A 20,341-nucleotide genomic window follows, 5' to 3' on the forward strand; every position below is an offset into this window, starting at 1 on the left:
TAGTGAAGAGTGATGAGTGAAGAATTAAGAATGATGAGTTAAGAGTGATGAGTTAAATAGAACTGCGTCAGCAACTCTTAACTCTTAACTCTTCACTCTTAATTCTTCACTCCGAACGAAGTGAGTTTACCGGGTTTTTCAGGGCGGCTTTGATGCTTTGGAAACTCACCGTGATCAGGGTTACCAAAACCGCCAGAACGCCCGCCAAAGCGAACATCCACCATTCGATCTCAATTTTATAGGCAAACTCCGCCAGCCATTTCGTCATGGCCCACCACGCCACCGGCGAGGCAATGACCAGCGCAATAACCACCAGAATGACAAAATCACGCGAGACCAGACCAACGATGCTGCTGACAGTGGCACCCAGCACTTTGCGAATGCCGATTTCCTTGGTTTTCTGCTGCGTAACGAGCGACACCAGACCGTATAAACCCAGGCACGAAATGAGAACCGCCAGCCCGGCAAAGTAGCCGATGAGTTGGCTCAGCCGTTGCTCGTTTTCATACAGCCGGGCGAGGTTATCGTCCAGAAACTGCGAAGCGAAGCCTTTTTCCGGAAAATACCGGTCCCATTCCTGCTGAATGAACTTCAGGGTTTCGGCCCGGTTTTGCGACTGAATTTTGATCGAGAAAAGCCGCAGCAACGGCTGGTCGATGGTCATCAGCATGCCTTCGATGGGGCGTTGCAGCGACTGGTTATGGAAATCTTTCAGGACGCCGACGATCTTGCCCTGTTTGCCTTCCAGATTGACCGACTTGCCGACGGCTTCGGTGGCCGATTTCCAGCCCAGTTGTTTCACCCCGGTTTCGTTGATCAGAAAAGCCGCGGTTTTATCCGTGGGAAACGACTCCGAGAAATCCCGTCCGGCCACAAATTTGAGTCCGTAGGTTTGGGCAAAGTTGTGATCGACGCCCATCGTGCCGATAAAAACGTTCTCGTCGGGCGAATGACCCTCGGCGATGACATTCCGCCGAACCGAACCGGAACCCATCTGCTGGGTCGACAGCGTTACCTGCCTGATCTGCGGGTTTTTGAGCAGAATATCCCGGAACGTCCGCAACCGGGAATAGGTACTGTCGGAGCGGTTGGCGAAAACGTTGGTAATCTTTTCGTTCCGCGTATTGGCCGTGATGATAAAGTCTTTCTCAAACCCGAGCGGACGGTTTTTCATGTATTCCAGTTGCTGGAAAGCCACCAGCGCACCGATGATCAGCGCAATCGACGCCACAAACTGCGCGCCCAACAACACCTGCCGCAACCGCCCACCCCGGGCTTTTCCGCTGACGAAACTGCCTTTCAGGGTCGCAATCGGTTGGAAACCGGACACAAAAAAAGCGGGGTAACTTCCGGATAATAAACCGGTTAGTAACGCAATCCCGACAAATAGGACCAGCAAACCGGCGTCGGACAGGAAGTAGCGAATGGTCAGTTCCTTGCCGGTCAGGTTGTTGAGAACTGGTAGCAAAACCGCGATTAGAACGAAGGAAAACACCAGAGCGATGACGCTCAGCAGGAGGGATTCTCCTAAAAACTGAGCGATCAGTTGCTGTTTTTCACTGCCCAGTACTTTCCGAATTCCGACCTCTTTCGCCCGTTTGAGGGAGCGAGCTGTCGAGAGGTTGACAAAATTGATGCAGGCAATCAACAGTGTGATCACCGCAATGCCGAGAAAAACGTAAATGTAGGTCATGCTGCCGGGAGACTCCGGAGCACCCTGCGCCCGCGAACGCAGGTGGAAATCCCGCATCGGGTCCAGTGCATACACAATGTCTTTGGCGAACTGCTTGTCGGCGTGCGTTAGCAGAAACTGCGGAAACCGGGCATTGACCGACTCCGGTGATGTTCCGGGGCGCAGCAGGACGTAGGTGTAGCCGTGGGAAATGACCCAGTTTTGCGGAAGATATTGCCGAACGTTCTCACTTTCAGTGGCAAACATGGTTTCGTAATTCGACAGCAGGTCGATGTGAATGTGCGAATGGTCCGGGAATTTTTCCACCACGCCCGTCACCCGCAGCGGATGCTGGCCTTCGTAGAGCAGGGTTTTGCCGAGCGGACTGGTTTTACCGAAATACTTCGTGGCCATTTCATCGGTAATCACCACCGTAAATTTGTCTTTCAGGGCTGTACGTGGATCGCCTTGCAGGAACTTGAACGAGAAGATGTCGAGCAGGGTCGAATCGCTGAAGAAAAACCGTTCCTCGTCGTATTTGACGGGTTGCGACTGCCGGTTGTCAATCAGTTCGATGGTGGCGCTGCTGCGGTAGACCCGGGCTGATTTCTCGATTTCCGAAAAATTGGAGGTCAACAAGGGCGAAACCGTGGGGGGCGTCAGGGCCAGCGGTTCTTCCAGTCCTGCGAATTTGGGCAGGTAGCTGATGCGGTAAATCCGGTCAAATTTCTGCTGAAAGGTGTCGTAGCTGAGTTCGTGTCGCACGAAGAGCAGAATCAGGAAACAGCATGTCAGGCCGACGGTTAAACCGACGATGTTGATGATCGAAAACGTCTTCTGACGAAGCAGGTTTCGGTAGGCGATTTTGAAGTAATTTTTAATCATCTCATAGGATAGGTTTGGTACTGAGGACTTTATTCACTTTTTAAACTCTTCACCGGATTCATCAACGACGCCCTGATCGACTGGAACGAAACCGTCAACAACGCAATGCCGACGGCCAGAAAAGCCGCCAAGACGTAGATACACCAGGCAATTTCGATGCGGTACGCGAAATCCTGCAACCAGTAATTCATCGTCCAGCCCGCGATGGGGAAGGCGATGAGAACAGAAATGAAAACCAGTTTCAGGAAGTCTTTCGAGAGCAGCACAACGATGCTGGACGAGGTGGCGCCCATGACCTTCCGGACGCCAATTTCCTTCGTGCGCTGTTCGGCGGTGAATGTGGCCAGCCCGAACAGGCCCAGACAGGCGATGACGATCGAAATACCGGCAAAAACCGAGAAGAGCCGACCGGTTTTTTGTTCCGCTTCATACAATGCCGCAAAGCGATCATCCAGAAACGTATAGGTAAAAGGGGCGGGAGGACTCAGGGCGGCCCACTTTTGCTTGAACGATTCGACAACACCGGAAGCATCATCCGCCTTCACCTTCACCTGAATGGCGCCCGAATTACCGCCCAGAATCATCATGAGCGGAGCAATTTTTTGCCGGGCGGAGGCATAATGAAAATCCTTGACGACGCCGATCACCGTAAATTCCCGACGCCCGGAACGGACGATGGTTTTGCCGATCGGATTGCTGCGCCCCCAGCCCAAATCCCGAACCGTGGCTTCGTTGATGATCACGGCGGAAGAATCCGTTGAAAATGCCTTCGAGAAATTCCGCCCCGACCGCAAAGCAATGCCCAGCGTGGGCAGATACGCGTCGTCGATGCGAAAAACCGTAGCCTGAATATCGTTGGTATTGGCCTTTTTGACCGGATCTTTCCCGAAGATCTGGGTACTTTCCTGTGTCTCAGTACTGAGCGGAATGCTACGGGAAAGACTCGCCTGAACCACCCGGCTGTCCTGCCGCAACTGATCTTTGAACGCGGTTTCGTTCGTTCCCAGCATGTAGGTGTCGTGAATGACCAGAACCTGCTCTTTATCAAAGCCCTGCGTTTTGGTTTGCATGAATTTCAGTTGCTGGTACGACACCAGGGTGGCAATGATGAGCGCCCCGGAAATGGCGAACTGAAAAACCACCAGTCCGCTCCGTAAGCCACCGCGACCGGCGCTCTGGAGAACCGAGCCGCCTTTGAGAACAGCGGTGATTTTGGAGAAAGCGAGGAAAAAAGCCGGGTAGATGCCCGCCAGAATACCGACGAAAACACCAAAAACGACAAAACCGGCAATGCTTTTCGGGTTAAATACCGTAGAAGCTTCAATTTGCTTCCCGGCCAGGTCATTGAAAAAAGGGAGAAGTACAGTCACCAGCCCAACCGAAAGCAGCAGGGCCAGAAACGTAATAATGACCGATTCGAGCAGAAACTGCCCCATCAACTGGACCTTGATCGACCCCATCACTTTCCGGATCCCGATTTCTTTTGAGCGTTTGGCGGCCCCCGCCGTCGACAGGTTGGTGAAATTGACGATGGCCAGCAGGAGGATGAAAACCGCCAGAACGCTGAAAATATACACGTAGCTGATGTTGCCGTTGGGCTCCAGTTCGTACTTCGTGGCCGAGTGCAAATGAATGTCGGTCAGCGGCTGGAGGAAAAACCGGAAAGTATTGACCGATTTCTGCGCTTCGGCCCGGCTAACGCCCATATCGTGCTGAATCTCGGGAACGACGTGTTCGGAAACCAGTTGCGGGAATTTCGCTTCCAGCTTCTGCGGATCGGTGCCTTTTTTGAGCACCAGATACGTGTAGCAGCCCACGTTGCTCCAGGTCTGGTTCTGGGCGTATTTTACGTCGGCGGTGCTGAAAAACAGGCTGAAGTGAAAGTGCGAGTTCTTCGGGATTTCGCGGATGACGCCGGTGATTTTGCGGACATCGCCGTTGCTGCCAAAGGTCAGCAGTTTGCCGAGCGCGGATTCATTGCCAAAAAAACGCGTGGCAAATTCCTTCGTTACCACCACGGAATTCGGCTCTTTCAGGGCGGTTTTTGAGTCACCTTCCAAAAACGGCAGCGAGAAAATCGTCAGAAAATTGGAGTCTACCACGGCAATGGATTTTTCCTTGATCTGCTTCTCCTGGTAGCGAATAAAAACCTGGTTCCACCGCAGCAGCCGGGTGGTTGCCTCGACCTCCGGGAACGCATTTTTGATGCCCTGACCCACGGCAACATCGACGTTGGGGAAGTCGGTGATGGCATCATTGACCGTCAGATGCAGACCAACGCGGTAAATCTGGTCGGCTTGTGCCGGGTACCGGTCGTAGCTAAGTTCATCAACGACGAACGCCGTGATGAGGATACAGCAGGTTAACCCGACCGATAAACCGACGATGTTGATGAGCGAAAACACCTTGTTCTTGACAAGGTTCCGCCAGGCGATTTTGAAATAGTTTTGTAGCATACCCTTTTGGAGTTAAGAGTTATGAGTTAAGAATTAAGAGTTAATGCATCTGACAATTCATATCTTTTAACTCATAACTCTTAACTCCTTATTCGGAACGGAGTGAGTTAACCGGGTTCATCAAAGCGGCTTTGATCGCCTGGAAACTGACGGTTGCAACCGTAATCACAGCCGCTCCCAGTCCGGACAGGGCGAAGATCCACCAGGAAATATCGGTTCGGTATTCGTACTGCTTCAGCCAATCGCTCAGGAAATACCAGGCCAGGGGCGCGGCAATCAGGAATGAAAGCAGAACCAGTCGTATGAAGTCTTTGGAAAGTAATCCCCACAGGCTGAAGACCGAAGCGCCCAGCACTTTCCGGACACCAATTTCTTTGGTTCGCTGCTCGGCAACAAACGACGCTAATCCAAACAGGCCCAGACAACTGATGAAAATGGCGAGTGTCGCAAAAATCCGCGCCAGTTTCCCCACGCGTTCTTCGGTTCGGAACTTGGCGTTGTATTCATCGTCGGCAAACTGAAAATCGAACGGGCTGTCGGGGTCGTGTTTTTTAAAAACCGCTTCGACTTTTTTGAGAGCCGTTTCAACCGGCATATTCGGTATCAATTTGACGTTGAAGACACTGGCCCAACCGGAATTGACCAGGAAAATGGTGGGTTTGATGGGCGTATAGGGCGACTCCATCACCATGTCTTTGACCACGCCCACGACCTGACACGGTTGGTCGTTGTACCGGATAATCTTGCCCACAATGTTTTTAAGCCCGGTCAGTTTGACGGCCGCTTCGTTCAGAATAAACGCGGAACTGTCGGTGGAAAAATCGCGGGAGAAATCGCGTCCTTCCTTAATCTCCCAGCCGATGGTTTTTCCGAACTCATGGGAGCAGGCCACCACGCCAAACAGCGGAACCGACTTTGGATCTTTGCCTTCCCATTCAAAACCGATCTGGTTGGAGCTAACGTAGGTGGTGGGGCTTGACGATTTGCTCATTTCGAAAACCGCACCCGATTTCAGCAGATCATTCCGCAACGGATCGTATTTGTCGTACAGAGAACTGCTGATATAAATTTGCAGCAAGCCCTCACGGTTGTAACCCACGGGGCGGTTTTTGGCGTGCTGAATTTGCCGGAAAACGATAATGGTACCGATGATGAGCGTAATGGAAACCGTAAACTGCGTCACCACCAGCACTTTGCGGGGAACCGTGGCCCAGCGGCCCACTTTGAAGGTGCCTTTCAGAACTTTCAACGGATTGAAAGACGACAGGTAAAAGGCCGGGTAACTGCCGGCCAAAAAACCGGTGAGCAACGAAAAAGAGGTTAGTAATAGCCAGAAAACAGGATTCTGATACGGGAAGCTCACCTGTTTTCCGGCCAGCTCGTTGAAGGGCGATAGCGACAGCAATACCAGTAAAACAGCCACCAACAGAGCGAAGAAAACGACCAGCATCGACTCACTGATGAATTGGAAAATCAACTGCCGCCGTTGCGAGCCCACGGCTTTGCGAATGCCCACCTCTTTGGCGCGTTTTTCGGAGCGGGCCGTGCTCAGGTTCATGAAATTGATGCAGGCCAGCAGCAACACAAAGACGCCGATGATGCTGAATAGCCAGACAAACTGAATGCCGCCACCGACGTTTTTTCCGTCTTTAAAATCGGAATACAAATGCCAGCGGCTCATCGGATGCAGGAAATATTCGGGGTTGTCGCGCGCGGTCGTGTGTGTTTTCTCCACATCGCGAATTTTTGCCGATACCTTGTCCATGTCGGCCTGGTCAGCAATTTGGGCAAAACACTGAAACGAGTGATTACCCCATTGTTGCTGGGATTCCTTCACCCACGGCTGGTCGGCCAGATAATCGCTCCAGGGCATGTAGAACTCGACCCGGTAGAACTCGGAATTGAACGGCAGGTTTGCGTAGACGCCCGTCACTTTAGCGCTGTTCTTAGAATCGATTTTGACGGTTTTGTTGAGCGGATCGGCCTCTCCGAAAAGCGCTTTGGCCATCGACTCCGACAAGAGAATGGAACGGGGCTCTTTCAGCACGGTGGTGTAATTGCCTTTGAGTAGGTTCAGGGAGAGCATCTGAGGGAAAGACGGCTCGACGTACATCCCGTTTTTGTTGATTTTCTTTTCGCCATGAACGAGCAGATGGCCGTAACTCCAGGATGCCAGCGATACGGATTTGAAGTTGGCTCCGTACTTGGTTTTGATTTCGGTTGCCGACGGAATGGAAATCGCCCGGCTGCTGCCCGTGCTGCCGTTGAATGTCTGGTTGACGTATAGCTGCGCCAGTCGGTCGTAGTTTCGGTGAAATGTATTGAAAGATACCTCGTCATAAATCCACAATCCTATCATCATAGCCACGGCCATTCCTACCGCCAGACCCAAGATGTTGATGAACGAAAAAACCTTGTTTTTAGCCAGGTTTCGGAGGGCGATCTTGAAGTAGTTGCGTAGCATAATCGGCCGGATCAAATAAAAAAAGACAGGTACCGGCCTAGCTCGACCAAATGATATACCAGATTTGTAAAGTGTTGATAATCAATTTTATGCGGAATTGAAATGAAATAAAATGTCCGTAAACGGACGCGGAGCGTACATTTACGGACAGGTAACTTGGTGCGGTATTAAGTGCCAGCCTCCTGGCATCGAATGGACCCTTTTCGGGCTTGCTGGCATAGTCATTTTTGTCTATATTTGATCAAAACAGAAGTCTATGATACCTGCACCACCCGCTGCGCGTGTGTCCGAAGAGGAGTACTTTGCGCTCCTGAAAGGATCGACCGAGAAATTGGAATATCATGATGGTGAGATCGTAGCGATGGCCGGTGCCCAACTACCGCATAATCTCATTGCCAGTAATCTGATTCGACTGCTCGGAAATTGTTTGCTCGAAAGCAATTGCCTTGTCCTGAACAGCGATCAACTGGTGCATCTGGTGGATTGCTATAAATACGTTTTTCCGGATTTGGCCATTGTCTGTCAAAAACCCATTCTGACGGAGCGTTACGGGTTGGATGTGCTGGAAAATCCGGAAATTATCGTCGAGATCCTGTCGGATTCAACGGAGCTATTCGACCGTACGGAGAAATTTGACTGCTATAAACAAATCACCAGCGTGAAAGAATATGTGCTGGTCGCGTCGAAAAAGAAAAAGGTAGAAGTTTTCCGGCGAACCGAATCGAATGAATGGCTTCTGCACGATTACCTTCCTCAGGATGAGGTCGTTAAGATCAGTGCCTGTACGCTGCTGATGGACGATATTTACCGGAAAGTCGGTTTTGAACAGCAGCAGGTTGAACAGAAATAGTTTGCTATTGCCCGAAAAAGAAAATGAAGAGTTATGCGTGTAAGTTAACTCATAACTCTTCACTTTTAACTTTTAATTCGGAATCATCCCGTGCGGATCGATGACGAATTTCTTGGCCGCTCCTTTATCGAAATCCTGGTAGCCTTTCGGTGCTTTATCCAGGCTGATCACTTCCACATTCACGGCTTTGGCAATCTGGATTTTGTCGTATAGAATGGCGTTCATCAATTGCCGGTGGTATTTCATCACCGGACACTGACCCGTATAGAACGAGTGTGACTTGGCCCAGCCCAAACCAATCCGGATGCTCAGGCTTCCTTCCTTGGCGGCATCGTCGGCAGCTCCCGGATCGCCCGTTACGTACAGCCCCGGAATGCCCAGCGCGCCCCCGGCCCGGGTAACGCTCATGATGGCATTCAAAACCGTGGCTGGCCGTTCCGTACCGGCATCCGAACCGTGGCCCCGGGCTTCAAAACCGACGCAATCGACGGCGCAATCGACTTCCGGAACGCCAATAATTTCCGCAATCTGGTCGGCCAGTGGCGTGTCTTTCCGTAAATCGACAATTTCGCAACCAAAGCTTTTGGCCTGCTCCAGCCGTTCAGGAATCATGTCGCCGACAATGACAACGGCGGCCCCCAGCAAATGGCACGAAGCCGCACAAGCCAGACCCACCGGCCCGGCTCCGGCCACGTACACAATGGAACCTGGCCCTACGCCCGCCGTCACGGCACCGTGGTAGCCCGTCGGGAAAATGTCCGACAGCAGCGTCAGATCCCGGATTTTGGCCATCGCCTGGTCTTTGTCCGGGAATTTCAGCAGGTTAAAATCGGCATAAGGAACCATCACATATTCGGCCTGACCACCAACCCAGCCGCCCATATCGACGTAACCGTAGGCCGCGCCGGGCCGGGCGGGGTTGACATTCAGGCAGATACCGGTTTGGCCCACTTTGCAATTCCGGCAACGTCCGCAGGCAATGTTGAACGGAACCGACACCAGATCGCCTTCTTTGACAAACTCGACATCGCGACCGGCTTCGATGACCAGGCCCGTGATTTCGTGGCCCAGTACCAGGCCCGCCGGGGCAGTGGTCCGGCCCCGCACCATGTGCTGGTCGCTGCCGCAGATGTTGGTTGAAACGATTTGCAGGATGACGCCGTGGTGGCACATTCGATCGCCGATCGCCAGTTTGGGGTATTCAATGGACTGTACTTCCACCACACCGGGTTTAATGTACGCAACACCGTGGTTTTGACACATACTTCTAGGGTTTAGAGGGTTTAGAAATTCAAATAAAGCATTATTAATGAACCGCTTCGGCTCCCGCTTTGGCGACAGCATGGTCGTTTTCGACGGTGCTGCCGGATACGCCGATGGCCCCAATCACGTCGCCGTCGGCATTCTTGATCGGAATACCGCCCGGAAAGGTAATCAGTCCGCCGTTCGCGTGTTCAATATTAAACAACGAGCCACCCGGTTGTGATAACTTTCCGAGTTCACCCGTGTTCATATCAAAAAAGCGGGCGGTTTTCGCCTTCTTCTGCGAAATATCGACCGATCCCAGCCAGGCGCCATCCATGCGGGCAAAAGCCGTCAGGTTGGCCCCGGCGTCGACGACGGTGATGTTCATGACGGTTCCTAATTCTGCGGCTTTGGCTTTAGCGGCTTTTACCGCAACCTCTGCCTGTTCTAATGTGATGCCAGTTGTGCTCATGATTTCGCTCTTTTGGATAAAGTGATCAATCTGTTGGTTCCTTTGGTGAACCTGAGCAAAACTAGGCATTCAGAAAAGCTTCTAGTTACACGATAATACCAACAAATACTACTATTATCCAATCCTATCGTAGTGATCAGCAAATTTTCTTATCAAAAAACATTTATAGGGCATACCCTGAAACACGATGAACAACGGATTTCCCTTACAGACCATCAATTTGTCGGACACCCGAGAGCTGGATTCGCTGGTCGAACACCGCCGGGTTTTTACCCTGAATCACTGCGAATTAAATATTTTCGAAACCTACCACTCTTGTTCCGATGTGGTGTTGTCGTACAACGGACTGGTTATTACCAGCATGTTGCGCGGGAAAAAAGTGATGCATTTATCCCAGAAACCCGGTTTTGATTTTCTGCCCGGCGAAACCGTCATTTTACCGGAAGGCATTTCGATGAAAGTGGATTTTCCGGAAGCCGACGAAAAACACCCGGTACAATGCGCCACCATTGCCCTCGACTGGAACGTAGTGACGCAAATGCTGGATTTTCTGAACGAAAATTATCCCCGGAAAGATAAGGTAGGGGAGTGGAAGCTGAATTTTAGTCAGTATCACTTTTACAACAACCGGGAACTGGCCAACGTCATGAACAAGCTGATCAACATCAGCATGGAAGACGATTTGGCCAAAGACGCCCTGGCTGACCTGACGCTCAAATCCCTGCTGATCCGGGTGATTCAGACGCAGAATATGGCGCTGATTGAAGACGGGCTGGCGACGAACAACCGGTTTGCCGCCGTGGTCGAGTATATCCGCGAAAACCTGACTGCGAAAATCAGCATCGAGGTCCTGTGTCAAAAAGCCTGCATGAGCAAATCCGGTTTTTTCCGAACCTTCAAGGAAGCTTTTGGGCTATCGCCGGTGGAGTTTATCATCCGCGAACGGATCGGATTGGCCAAACGGCTGCTGGCCAATCCGACGGCTACGGTCACCGAGGTGTGTTATCAAGTGGGATTCAACAACCTGCATTATTTTTCCCGCCTGTTCAAAATGCTGGAAGGCGTAACGCCCACGGTTTATCGCCAGACGGTGGGGGCGTGACAGAGGAGTGGTTACAGGGGCGTTCCAGGAACAATCCCGGCAGAAGGGGCTATCTGGTAGAAATCGCTAAATGAGCCATCCCTACGGGATTGTTTTTGGTTTTTCGCGCGATACGGTTTCTACAAAATGGATTATCCCTACGGGATTGTTTTTGGTTTTTCGCGCGATACGGTTTCTACAAAATGGATTATCCCTACGGGATTGTTTTTGGTTTTTCGCGCGACACGGTTTCTACAAAATGGATCATCCCTACGGGATTGTTTTTGGTTTTTCGCGCGACACGGTTTCTACAAAATTGGTCGTCCCTACGGAATTGTTTTTTTTTTGGTTTTTCGTGCGACACGGTTTCTACAAAATGGATTATCCCTACGGGATTGTTTGGTTTTCTTGTGGACACGGTTTCTACAAAATGGATTATCCCTACGGGATTGTTTTTGGTTTTTCATGTGGGAAACTGGTTACGACATCTGTCCCATTGAGACAGCCCATTTTGTAGAAATCGCGCGCTTATCCGGGGATGAATCCCGTAGGGGTGGTTCATTTTGTAGAAACACGTACGATTATACGGAGGATGAATCCCGTAGGGATGGTCCATTTTGTAGAAACCGTGTTGAACGAAAAACCAAAACAATCCCGTAGGGATGACCAATCTTGCCGCAACCGGTCTCAATGAAACACCAAATAATTCCATTGGAATGACCAATATGGCAAACACGTATCATCAAGTCTATATCCAGACCGTTTTTTCAGTGAAATACCGGGCCGCTCTGATTCACAAAGATTGGCAAACTGACTTATTTGCCGTCATTGGTAATCTGATCAATGAAACTACTTGCAAAACGCTCATTGTCAATGGTATTCACGACCATGTGCATTGTTTTATCGGTTTGAACCCAAGTCGCGCGATTTCGGAGGTAATGCAAACCGTGAAAGCTCGGTCCTCGAAATGGATTAATGACCACCGACTTACACCGTCCCGTTTCGAATGGCAGGAAGGTTATGGCGTGTTTTCTTACAGCCGCTCGCAGGTGGAGGATGTGTTCCGCTACATTCAAAATCAGGCGGAACACCATCGAAGCCAGACGTTTCAGGAAGAATATTTGAAATTTTTGAAAAAATTTGAAGTGCCGTATGATGTACGGTATATTTTTAAAGAGCCGGTCTAATGAACCATCCCTACGGGATTCATCCCCATAAAAGTGGACATGTTTTCTACAAAATGGGCCACCCCTACGGGATTGGTTTGATGTTCTACAAGATGACTCATCCCTACGGGATTCATTCCCATGAAAGTGGGCATGTTTTCTACATAATGGACCATCCCTACGGGGCGGATGGCGCAATCTGGTTCTCGAAGGCAAACCAACCAATCCCGTAGGGATGGCCCATTTTGTAGACCGATCCCGCGAATTGAATCAAACCAATCCCGTAGGGATGACCCATTTTGTAGGAATCTCGAATTGAATCAAGCTAATCCCGTAGGGATGGCCCATTTTATAGACCGATCCGCGAATTGAATCAAGCTAATCCCGTAGGGATGACCCATTTTGTAGGAATCGATCCGCGAATTGAGTCAAACCAATCCCGTAGGGATGGCCCATTCTGTAGACCGATCCCGCGAATTGAATCAAACCATCCCGTAGGGATGGACCATTTTGTAGGACCGACCGTCGGAATGATTAGCCTCGGGTTTTTATTCCGACCGCAAACTTTTCACCGGATTCATCAACGCGGCTTTGATGCTTTGAAATGAAACCGTGGCAAAGGCAATCGCGACGGCGGCAAAACCGGCGAGGGCGAACATCCACCATTCCACATCGATTTTGTAGGCAAAATCCTGTAGCCACTGGTTCATGCCGTACCAGGCGATGGGCGTCGCAATCAGAATAGAGACGAAAATCAGTTTCAGAAAATCTTTCGATAACAACCCGACGATGCTGCCCACCGACGCGCCCAGCACCTTGCGAACGCCAATTTCTTTCGTCCGCTGGTTGGCCGCAAACGTAATGAGGCCGAACAGACCCAGGCAGGAAATGAAAATGGAGATGCCCGCAAAAATCCGGAAGGCATCGAATACCAGTTGCTCGATCAGGTAATTTCTCGCCAGGTCCTCGTCGAGGAAGGTATACCGATACACATCGTCCGGAAAAATCTGCTTCCAGGTCTGTTCAATCGCCTGGAGGGCTTGGCGGAGGTTCGGTTCGTTGCCGGTGTGCGGGGCGAGTCGCAGGTGAATCTGTCCGTAAAATCCGCTGTTCCAGCATGTCATGACACAGGGTTCGATCGCATTTTGCAACGACCGGTTGTGAAAGTTCTTCACTACACCCAGAATCGGGGCTTCGCCTTCGTTGATGACAACGGTTTGACCAATAGCGGTTTCGGGTGTGAGTCCCAGCATTTTCACCAGCGTTTCGTTGACGACAAAACCGTTAAAAGGTTGACCATTGGGAACGATATTCGAGGTTGTGAACCAACGGCCGCTGACCAACTGGAGGCCAAAAAGTGATGAATAGTCCAGGTCAACCACCTTCAGTTCAGATTGTCGTTTCATTTGCTCCGACTCCGATTTCAGGCGCAAATCCGTTCCGTAGTGGTTTTCGGTCAGGGGAGCACCCGACGAAAAGCTCACGTTTTTGACGGCCGGGTTTTGTCGTAAATGCTCCCGAAATACGGCCAGCTTGCTGTCCTGCTGGTTGCGCGGACTATTGATCGTCATCACCGCGTCCTTCGTAAAACCCAATTCTTTTTGCTGGAAAAATGCCATCTGCCGCGAAACCACCAGCGTGCCAACCAGCAATCCGTAGGTAATGCAAAACTGGAGAACAATCAGTCCCTGTCGCAGCGAAAACCCTTTCTGAGGTGCCGAAAACGTATTTTTCAAGGCTTTGATGGGCTGGAACCTTGACAACACGATCGCCGGATAGGAGCCTGCTAAAACCGCCACAACCACCACCAGACCCGCTCCGAACCACCAGACTGTGTAATCGGCGTGCAGATCGAGCTCGATGAGGGTCATGGATTGGTTGATTACCGCCAGCAATCCGTTCAGGACGCCCAGCGACAGGATTCCTGCAACCACCGTGATCACCAGACTTTCCCCAATAAATTGAAAAAATAATTGCTGCTGCGAGCTGCCCACCACCTTCCGAACCCCCACTTCCTTGCGCCGTTGAATGGCCTGCGCAACGCTGAGGTTGATGAAATTAAACGCGCCGATCAGAATCAGAAAAACCGCCAGACTTGCCAGCCCGGCCAAAACCGTGCGGCTGATGACGTAACTGCCAATATTCTCGCCATAACGCGTTTCGGTATGCACATCGGCCAGCGGTTGCAGTACGTAGGTTTTACGGCGAATGTCTTCGGCGTTCATGTATTTTTTCTGCAAGGCCACCAGTTTCCGCTCAAACGCCTGCGGATCAGCACCAACCGGCAGCGTGACGTAGGTGGTACCCTGGTAGTTGCCCGACCAGTTCGTTGCATAATACGGGTTATTGGCTTTGTAGAATTGGTAATTGATCAGGATATCAAACAGCAGATTGGTATTTCGGGGTGGGGTTTGAATAATGCCCGACACCACCAGCGGGTCCGAATTGTTAATGGTCAGCGTTTTTCCTAGCAACCTTTCGTAGGGAAGGGCGGCTCCGGCAAAATACCGTTCGGCCATTTTTTGAGTCAGTACCACGGCATTGGGTTGTTGAAAAGCGGTATTGGCATTGCCCGCCAGCCAGATTCCGTCCGGCGCAATCGCTTTAAAATCGAACGTTTTCAGGTATTCCGCGTCGGCAAACATCACCCGTTTTTCATCAAACCGGGATACCGTTCCATTTCCATCCGTCGAACTGATGATGCGCGAATCGGGGCCGGCGGTTTGCGTTACGCCCACGCCCGGAATCTCCCGGCGAATGGCTTCGGCCAGCGGATAGGCGGTGCTCGACCAGTATTGAACACCGTCGGCCTTCCGGTTGTGCTCCACAATCCGGTACGTTCGATCGGCGTTTGAATGGAAATGATCGAAGCTCAATTCATACCGGATGAATACGTAAATGACGAGACAGCAGGTGATTCCCAACGACAAACCGAGCACGTTGATCAGGCTGTAGGAGCGGTTTTTCCACAACGTCCGCCAGGCGATTTTAAAGTAGTTACGTAGCATTTTTAGTGAAGAGTTATGAGTTAGGAATTAAGAGTTAAGAGTGAAGAGTTAAGAATTAAGAGTTGGCTGACGCATGCTGAAAACACGTGCGTCAGCCAACTCTTAATTCTTAACTCTTCACTCTTAACTCTTTGTTATTCCGAACGAAGTGAGTTAACCGGATTCATCAACGCGGCTTTGATGCTTTGAAAACTGACCGTCAGACCGGCAATGACCAGGGCTGAACCGCCCGCCAGCGCGAACATCCACCATTGAATTTCTACTTTGTATTCAAAATCCTGCAACCATTTGTCCATCGCATACCAGGCAACGGGCGATGCAATGAGCATCGACAGCAGCACCAGTTTCAGGAAGTCTTTCGACAGCAGCGTGACAATACCGGAAACCGACGCGCCCAGCACTTTCCGAATGCCAATTTCCTTGGTACGGGCTTCTACCGAGAAGGTAATCAGGCCGAGCAAGCCCAGACTGGCCACCAGCAACGTCAGGCCCGTAAACCCGTTGAACAACCGCATCAGTTGCTGTTCTTTGGCGTACAGTCTGTCGTAGGCGTCGTCGAGGAAATAATAATCGAACGGCACAATGGGCTTGCTGCCGTCGTAAAGGGCTTTCAGTTTTTCCAGTGATTGGGCCACATCCGCATTCAGCCGAACCAGCAGAAAACCGCCGTTGGCAACCAGCGCCCGGGCCGTATCACTGACAACGCTTAGTTGCATGGGTGACACGGGCCCATGCAGACTTCGCACGTGGAAATCGGCGAACACGCCGGCGGTTTTCGATCCTTTAAACGGCGGGGCCTGTAGCTGCGGATTGCCCTTGATCCCGGCTTCTTTCATCAGCGTCTGGTTGAAAACCGTCAGTTCGTTTGTCACCGGTTTTTGTTCCCAGCCGACGGGCGCATACAACCAGCGAATGCCCATCATTTTGAAGAACGTTTTGTCTACCGACAGCACATTCACCATCACCTGTTTTTTGGTTTTTTCCGTCTTCATAAACCAGGTAGAAATGTTGTCGGTAAACAAAGCCGTGTTGGAAACCGCCACGTTTTCGGGACCCGCCCATTGCCGGACGGCATCCCGCAGGGCCGGAAATTGCGTCGCCATTTCGGCATCGACTTTCATCGCTACAACTTGTGACCGGTTGATTCCCAGGTTTTTGGTGCGTAAAAACCGCATCTGGGTATACAACACGATGCTGCAAATCAGCAGGCCGATGGAGGTGGCAAACTGCACGGTGGTGAACACCCGCCGAACTGCAGCCCCGCTCCGCCCCGAACTCATGGTACCTTTCAAAACCTCCTGTGGCCGAAACCGCGACAAGAGCAGAGCCGGATAGCTGCCCGCCAGCAGCGAACAGCCCAGCCACAGGGTCAGCAGCAAGATCCAGTAGGGTCCCTGTTGCAACACCCGGTTGTCCATGTGCAGGTCCAGCGCCTGGTTGGCCCACGGAAACAGCGCCTGCAAAATGCCGAGCGACAGCGCAAATGCCAGTGTGGTGGTCAGGAACGATTCCGTAAAAAACTGGCCGATCAGCTCCCCGCGTTGCCCGCCGACGGCTTTCCGAACGCCCACTTCCCGGGCGCGTTTGGTGGCGCGGGCGGTGGTCAGGCTCACGTAATTGATGACTGCCAACGCCAGGATGACGAGGGCAACGGTCAGGAGAATGTAGAGCGACTGTCGGCCGGTTTTTGGCGCCATCCGGCTATCGAGGTGCAGCGCAGGCATCGCTTCGAGAACATATTTGGCCGTCATATCCACGAACTGAATCCCGGCTTTTACTTTTTTGAGCTTTGCTTCGACCTGGGCTACCTGGGCTCCCGGACGCAGCACCAGGTAATGGGTCAGAAAACCGGCTGATTTATAAACGTTTTGCGCCGTTGCTCCCAGCGTCGGCATCGAACTCAACGACACCAGTGCGTTGAACTGAATAACCGAGTTGGTCGGCAGGTCGTCCAGCACGCCCGAAACCGTGAGCGTATAGTGTTTGTCATACACCAATGGACGTCCGATGGGATACTGGTTTCCGAAATATTTTTCGGCCAGCGCGCGGGTCAGCACGATGCGGCCCGGTTCGCTGAGTGCGGTTTCTGGATTTCCGCTGAGCAGGCGAATGCCCAGAACCGACAAGGCCGGGCTGTCGGCAACGCCGATCTTTTCTTCCTTAAACCGGTGGTTTTCATCCGACTGCAACACGACATCGCCAAATCCTTCGGATAACCGGACCACCTCTTCCGCTTCCGGAATCTGTTGTTTGATGGCCGTAGCGAACGACTCGTGCAAACCGGCCATCATAAAATCATCACCTCCGTAGTTGGCAACGGACAGCAGACGGTAGGTCCGGTCGGCAAACGGATGATGGCGGTCGTAATGGAATTCGTGCCAGACATACAGGGCAATGAAGGTGCTGACGGCCAGTCCGACGGTTAAGCCGAGGATGTTCAGGAAACTGAACAGCGGGTTGTATCGCAACTGGCGAAGGGCGATTTTGAAGTAGTTCCGGATCATAAGTTTTTTTAGTTAAAAGTTAAGAGTGATGAGTTAAAAAAGGGTCAGCCAACCCTACGGACGGCCGATGCCGCCAGGTTCTAACTCATCACTCTTAACTCATCATTCTGAACGCAGTGAGGTAACCGGATTCATCAAAGCCGCTTTAACACTTTGGAACGAAACCGTTAAGAACGCAATGAAAACCGCCAGCGACCCCGCCAGCGCGAAAACCCACCACGACAATTCTACTTTGTACGCAAAATCTTGCAACCAGTTTTTCATCACGTATCCCGCAATGGGCGTGGCTATTACGATGGAAATCAGAACCAGTTTCAGAAAATCTACAGAAAGCAACCGGACAATGTTGGTAACACTTGCTCCTAATACCTTCCGAACGCCAATTTCCTTGGTACGCTGTTCCGCTGTAAAAGCCGCCAGCCCGAACAAACCCAGGCAGGCAATCAGGATGGCAAAGCCGGTGAGAGCCAGAATGATTTTGCCCATACTCAGCTCATTGACGTACAGTTGGCGGTAGGTGTGATCCAGAAACGCATACGCAAACGGTTTGGCGGTTTTATAGCGATCATACACCTGCTGAATGGACGCCAGCGTTTCCGAAGTGGGTGCCCCTTTTGCCAGCTTTATGTACAAATAATCCCGGAAAGTCGTATCACTCCCGACAAACAAAGCCATGGGTGCAATGCCATAAGCCATCGTCATGAAATTAAAATCCTTCACAACGCCCACTACGGTTTTTGTCATTCCCCGCCCTAAATCAAGGCTTTGTTCGTAGTTTTTCAGGGTGACTCCCAGTTGTTTCGCTGCACTTTCATTGAGGACGATCTGGTTAGTGGTCGCCCAATCAAGTCCTTTTCGGGGAGCGATGGCCCACTTGATGTTCATGGTTTCGATAAATTCGGCATCTACCGTGTAAGTGGTAGCGATCACTTCTTTTTTGCCATCCATTCTTTTCAATTGCCAGCTACTCGAAAAGGGGCCATACATTAGCAGGGTTGAAGCCGCAACCGATTCAACGCCTTTCAACTGATTGATCTCGGCCCGAATGGCTTTTCCGTATTTATCCAGACCGTCTTCAGGGTCCAGATGTACCGTCACCACCCGATCGCGATCAATGCCGAGGTCTTTCTGCAGGAATAAATCCAACTGGTTTTTAATCAGAATGGAACCGATCATCAGCGCAATGGAAACCGTAAACTGAAAAACCGTCAGCCCTTTCCGAATCCAGAGCACACTACCTGCTGCGCTGAATTTGCCTTTTAACGACTGAATTGGTGAAAAACCGGAAAGCAGCAAAGCCGGGTAACTTCCCGAAAGCAGAATGCTCAGGATGAAAAATCCAGCCGTTGGAATCAGGAAGAAGGGGCTTGTCAGAAAGTTCGGATCGATGGTGATTTGGAGTGTATTGCAGAAAACCGGCTGCAATACGGTGAAAATCAGCATGGCAAAACAGAACGCGAGGGTTACATACAGCGCTGATTCCAGGTAAAACTGAACGACGAGTGCTTTGCGGGCGGCTCCCACCACCTTCCGAACGCCAATTTCCTTCGCGCGGATTATGGAACGGGCCGTGGTCAGACTCACGTAATTGATGAGTGCCAGTAGCAGAATGAGCCCACCGACCACTGAAAAGATACCGACCCGTTTGTAGGTTAGGTTCTGGAAGCGAAAATGATAATCGAAAAGCGGATAGAGCCGGTAACGGTCTCTAACATCTTTAATCATTTCTTCTTTACTCAGCAGCGATGGTATTTTCTGTTCAATGTCGTGCGTGGTCGTCCGGGCACTGAGCAGAAAATAAGTTTCATAACTTCCGCCGGTTCCCACGCTCTCCTGAATTTCGTCGGCTTTCTTTTCGCCCAGAAAACCGGCATGCCAGTTCCGTTCAATCGCGCGATGGGTTGTCATATCGCCCAGAAAATCAAACTGGATGGACGAGTTGAACGGCGGATTTTTTACCACACCGACCACTTGTAACCGGTGGGCTTTATCGTACAGGATCGTTTTTCCCAGCGGGTCCGTATCACCGAAATACTTGCGGGCCATGCGCTCGGTCAGCACCACCGTCGCCGGGCGGGTCAACACGGTTTTGGGATCACCTTTCAGGAGTTGAAAAGAAAATAACCGCAGAAAACCGGGGTCGGCAAACCGGAAGTCTGATTCAAAGGCTTTGTGGTCGGCATCGCTCTGAATCAGTTTGCTGTTAAAGCCTTTTTCCGTCAAACGGGCAAAGTCGTCAACACCAGGGCAGGCTGCTTTGACCGTTTCGCCAAACCGGTATGACATCGTGGGGGCTGAAAACGACCGCTCGCCCTCCTCGTGCCTGAGTTCCACCTTCACGATCTGGCGGCCATTGGCATGAAACCGGTCGTAGCTGTACTCATGGGCCACATAGAGCACGATCAGCAAGGTCACGACCAGGCCAATGGCCAACCCTGATACATTCACCAGGCTGATGGTGCGGTTTTTCCAGAACGTCCGCCAGGCGATTTTGAAGTAGTTCCAGATCATAAGCTTTTTAGTTAAGAGTTAAGAGTG

General features: G+C 51.4%; 11 protein-coding genes. 3 read left to right on the plus strand and 8 right to left on the minus strand.

The annotated features are described in order from the left end of the window. Nucleotides 1–106: 106 nt before the first annotated feature. The 3 genes from ACS5NO_RS05035 to ACS5NO_RS05045 all read right to left on the minus strand — a co-directional run bounded on the left by ACS5NO_RS05035 (nt 107) and on the right by ACS5NO_RS05045 (nt 7,477). On the minus strand, nt 107–2,557 hold the full coding sequence (locus tag ACS5NO_RS05035) for an ABC transporter permease (protein ID WP_439414131.1): 2,451 nt from the start codon (nt 2,555–2,557) through the stop codon (nt 107–109). Nucleotides 2,558–2,586: 29 nt separating this feature from the next. Next, nucleotides 2,587–5,013 carry an ABC transporter permease gene (locus ACS5NO_RS05040; protein ID WP_439414132.1) on the minus strand — a complete coding sequence of 809 codons (2,427 nt, stop codon included), beginning with the start codon at nt 5,011–5,013 and terminating at the stop codon, nt 2,587–2,589. A gap of 88 nt (nt 5,014–5,101) precedes the next feature. Next, nucleotides 5,102–7,477, minus strand: a complete 2,376-nt coding sequence (locus tag ACS5NO_RS05045) for an ABC transporter permease (RefSeq protein WP_439414133.1) — start codon at nt 7,475–7,477, stop codon at nt 5,102–5,104. Between the two features lie 256 nt (nt 7,478–7,733). On the opposite strand from ACS5NO_RS05045, the gene ACS5NO_RS05050 reads away from it, so the two are divergent. Next, a complete protein-coding gene (locus tag ACS5NO_RS05050) occupies nt 7,734–8,327 on the plus strand; it encodes a Uma2 family endonuclease (protein ID WP_439414134.1) in 594 nt (197 codons plus the stop codon). 72 nt (nt 8,328–8,399) lie between these two features. Here the strand turns inward: ACS5NO_RS05050 and fdhA are convergent, their stop codons facing one another. Then, nucleotides 8,400–9,590 (minus strand): formaldehyde dehydrogenase, glutathione-independent, encoded by a 1,191-nt coding sequence (gene fdhA / locus ACS5NO_RS05055; RefSeq protein ID WP_114403948.1) that lies wholly within the window; start codon nt 9,588–9,590, stop codon nt 8,400–8,402. Nucleotides 9,591–9,633: 43 nt separating this feature from the next. Further along, nucleotides 9,634–10,044, minus strand: coding sequence for a GlcG/HbpS family heme-binding protein (locus ACS5NO_RS05060; RefSeq protein ID WP_138989616.1), 411 nt, complete (start codon nt 10,042–10,044; stop codon nt 9,634–9,636). 187 nt (nt 10,045–10,231) lie between these two features. On the opposite strand from ACS5NO_RS05060, the gene ACS5NO_RS05065 reads away from it, so the two are divergent. Together ACS5NO_RS05065 and tnpA are read left to right on the plus strand one after the other, a co-directional pair. Continuing rightward, nucleotides 10,232–11,146, plus strand: a complete 915-nt coding sequence (locus ACS5NO_RS05065; protein WP_150876049.1) for an AraC family transcriptional regulator — start codon at nt 10,232–10,234, stop codon at nt 11,144–11,146. Between the two features lie 704 nt (nt 11,147–11,850). Beyond that, on the plus strand, nt 11,851–12,312 hold the full coding sequence (tnpA, locus tag ACS5NO_RS05070; RefSeq protein ID WP_439414570.1) for an IS200/IS605 family transposase: 462 nt from the start codon (nt 11,851–11,853) through the stop codon (nt 12,310–12,312). A 527-nt stretch (nt 12,313–12,839) separates the two neighbouring features. Here the strand turns inward: tnpA and ACS5NO_RS05075 are convergent. The 3 genes from ACS5NO_RS05075 to ACS5NO_RS05085 form a co-directional block, all read right to left on the minus strand. Next, nucleotides 12,840–15,299: an ABC transporter permease gene (locus tag ACS5NO_RS05075; RefSeq protein ID WP_439414135.1), complete on the minus strand. Its 2,460-nt coding sequence runs from the start codon at nt 15,297–15,299 to the stop codon at nt 12,840–12,842. Between the two features lie 134 nt (nt 15,300–15,433). Further along, the gene (locus ACS5NO_RS05080; RefSeq protein WP_439414136.1) at nt 15,434–17,803 is read right to left on the minus strand and encodes an FtsX-like permease family protein; all 2,370 of its coding nucleotides are present in this window, start codon (nt 17,801–17,803) and stop codon (nt 15,434–15,436) included. 102 nt (nt 17,804–17,905) lie between these two features. Next, complete coding sequence (locus ACS5NO_RS05085) at nt 17,906–20,314, minus strand: ABC transporter permease (protein ID WP_439414137.1); 2,409 nt, start codon at nt 20,312–20,314, stop codon at nt 17,906–17,908. Between the last annotated feature and the right edge of the window lie 27 nt (nt 20,315–20,341).

This window comes from Larkinella fluvii, from assembly GCF_051857545.1.
Lineage (GTDB): Bacteria > Bacteroidota > Bacteroidia > Cytophagales > Spirosomataceae > Larkinella.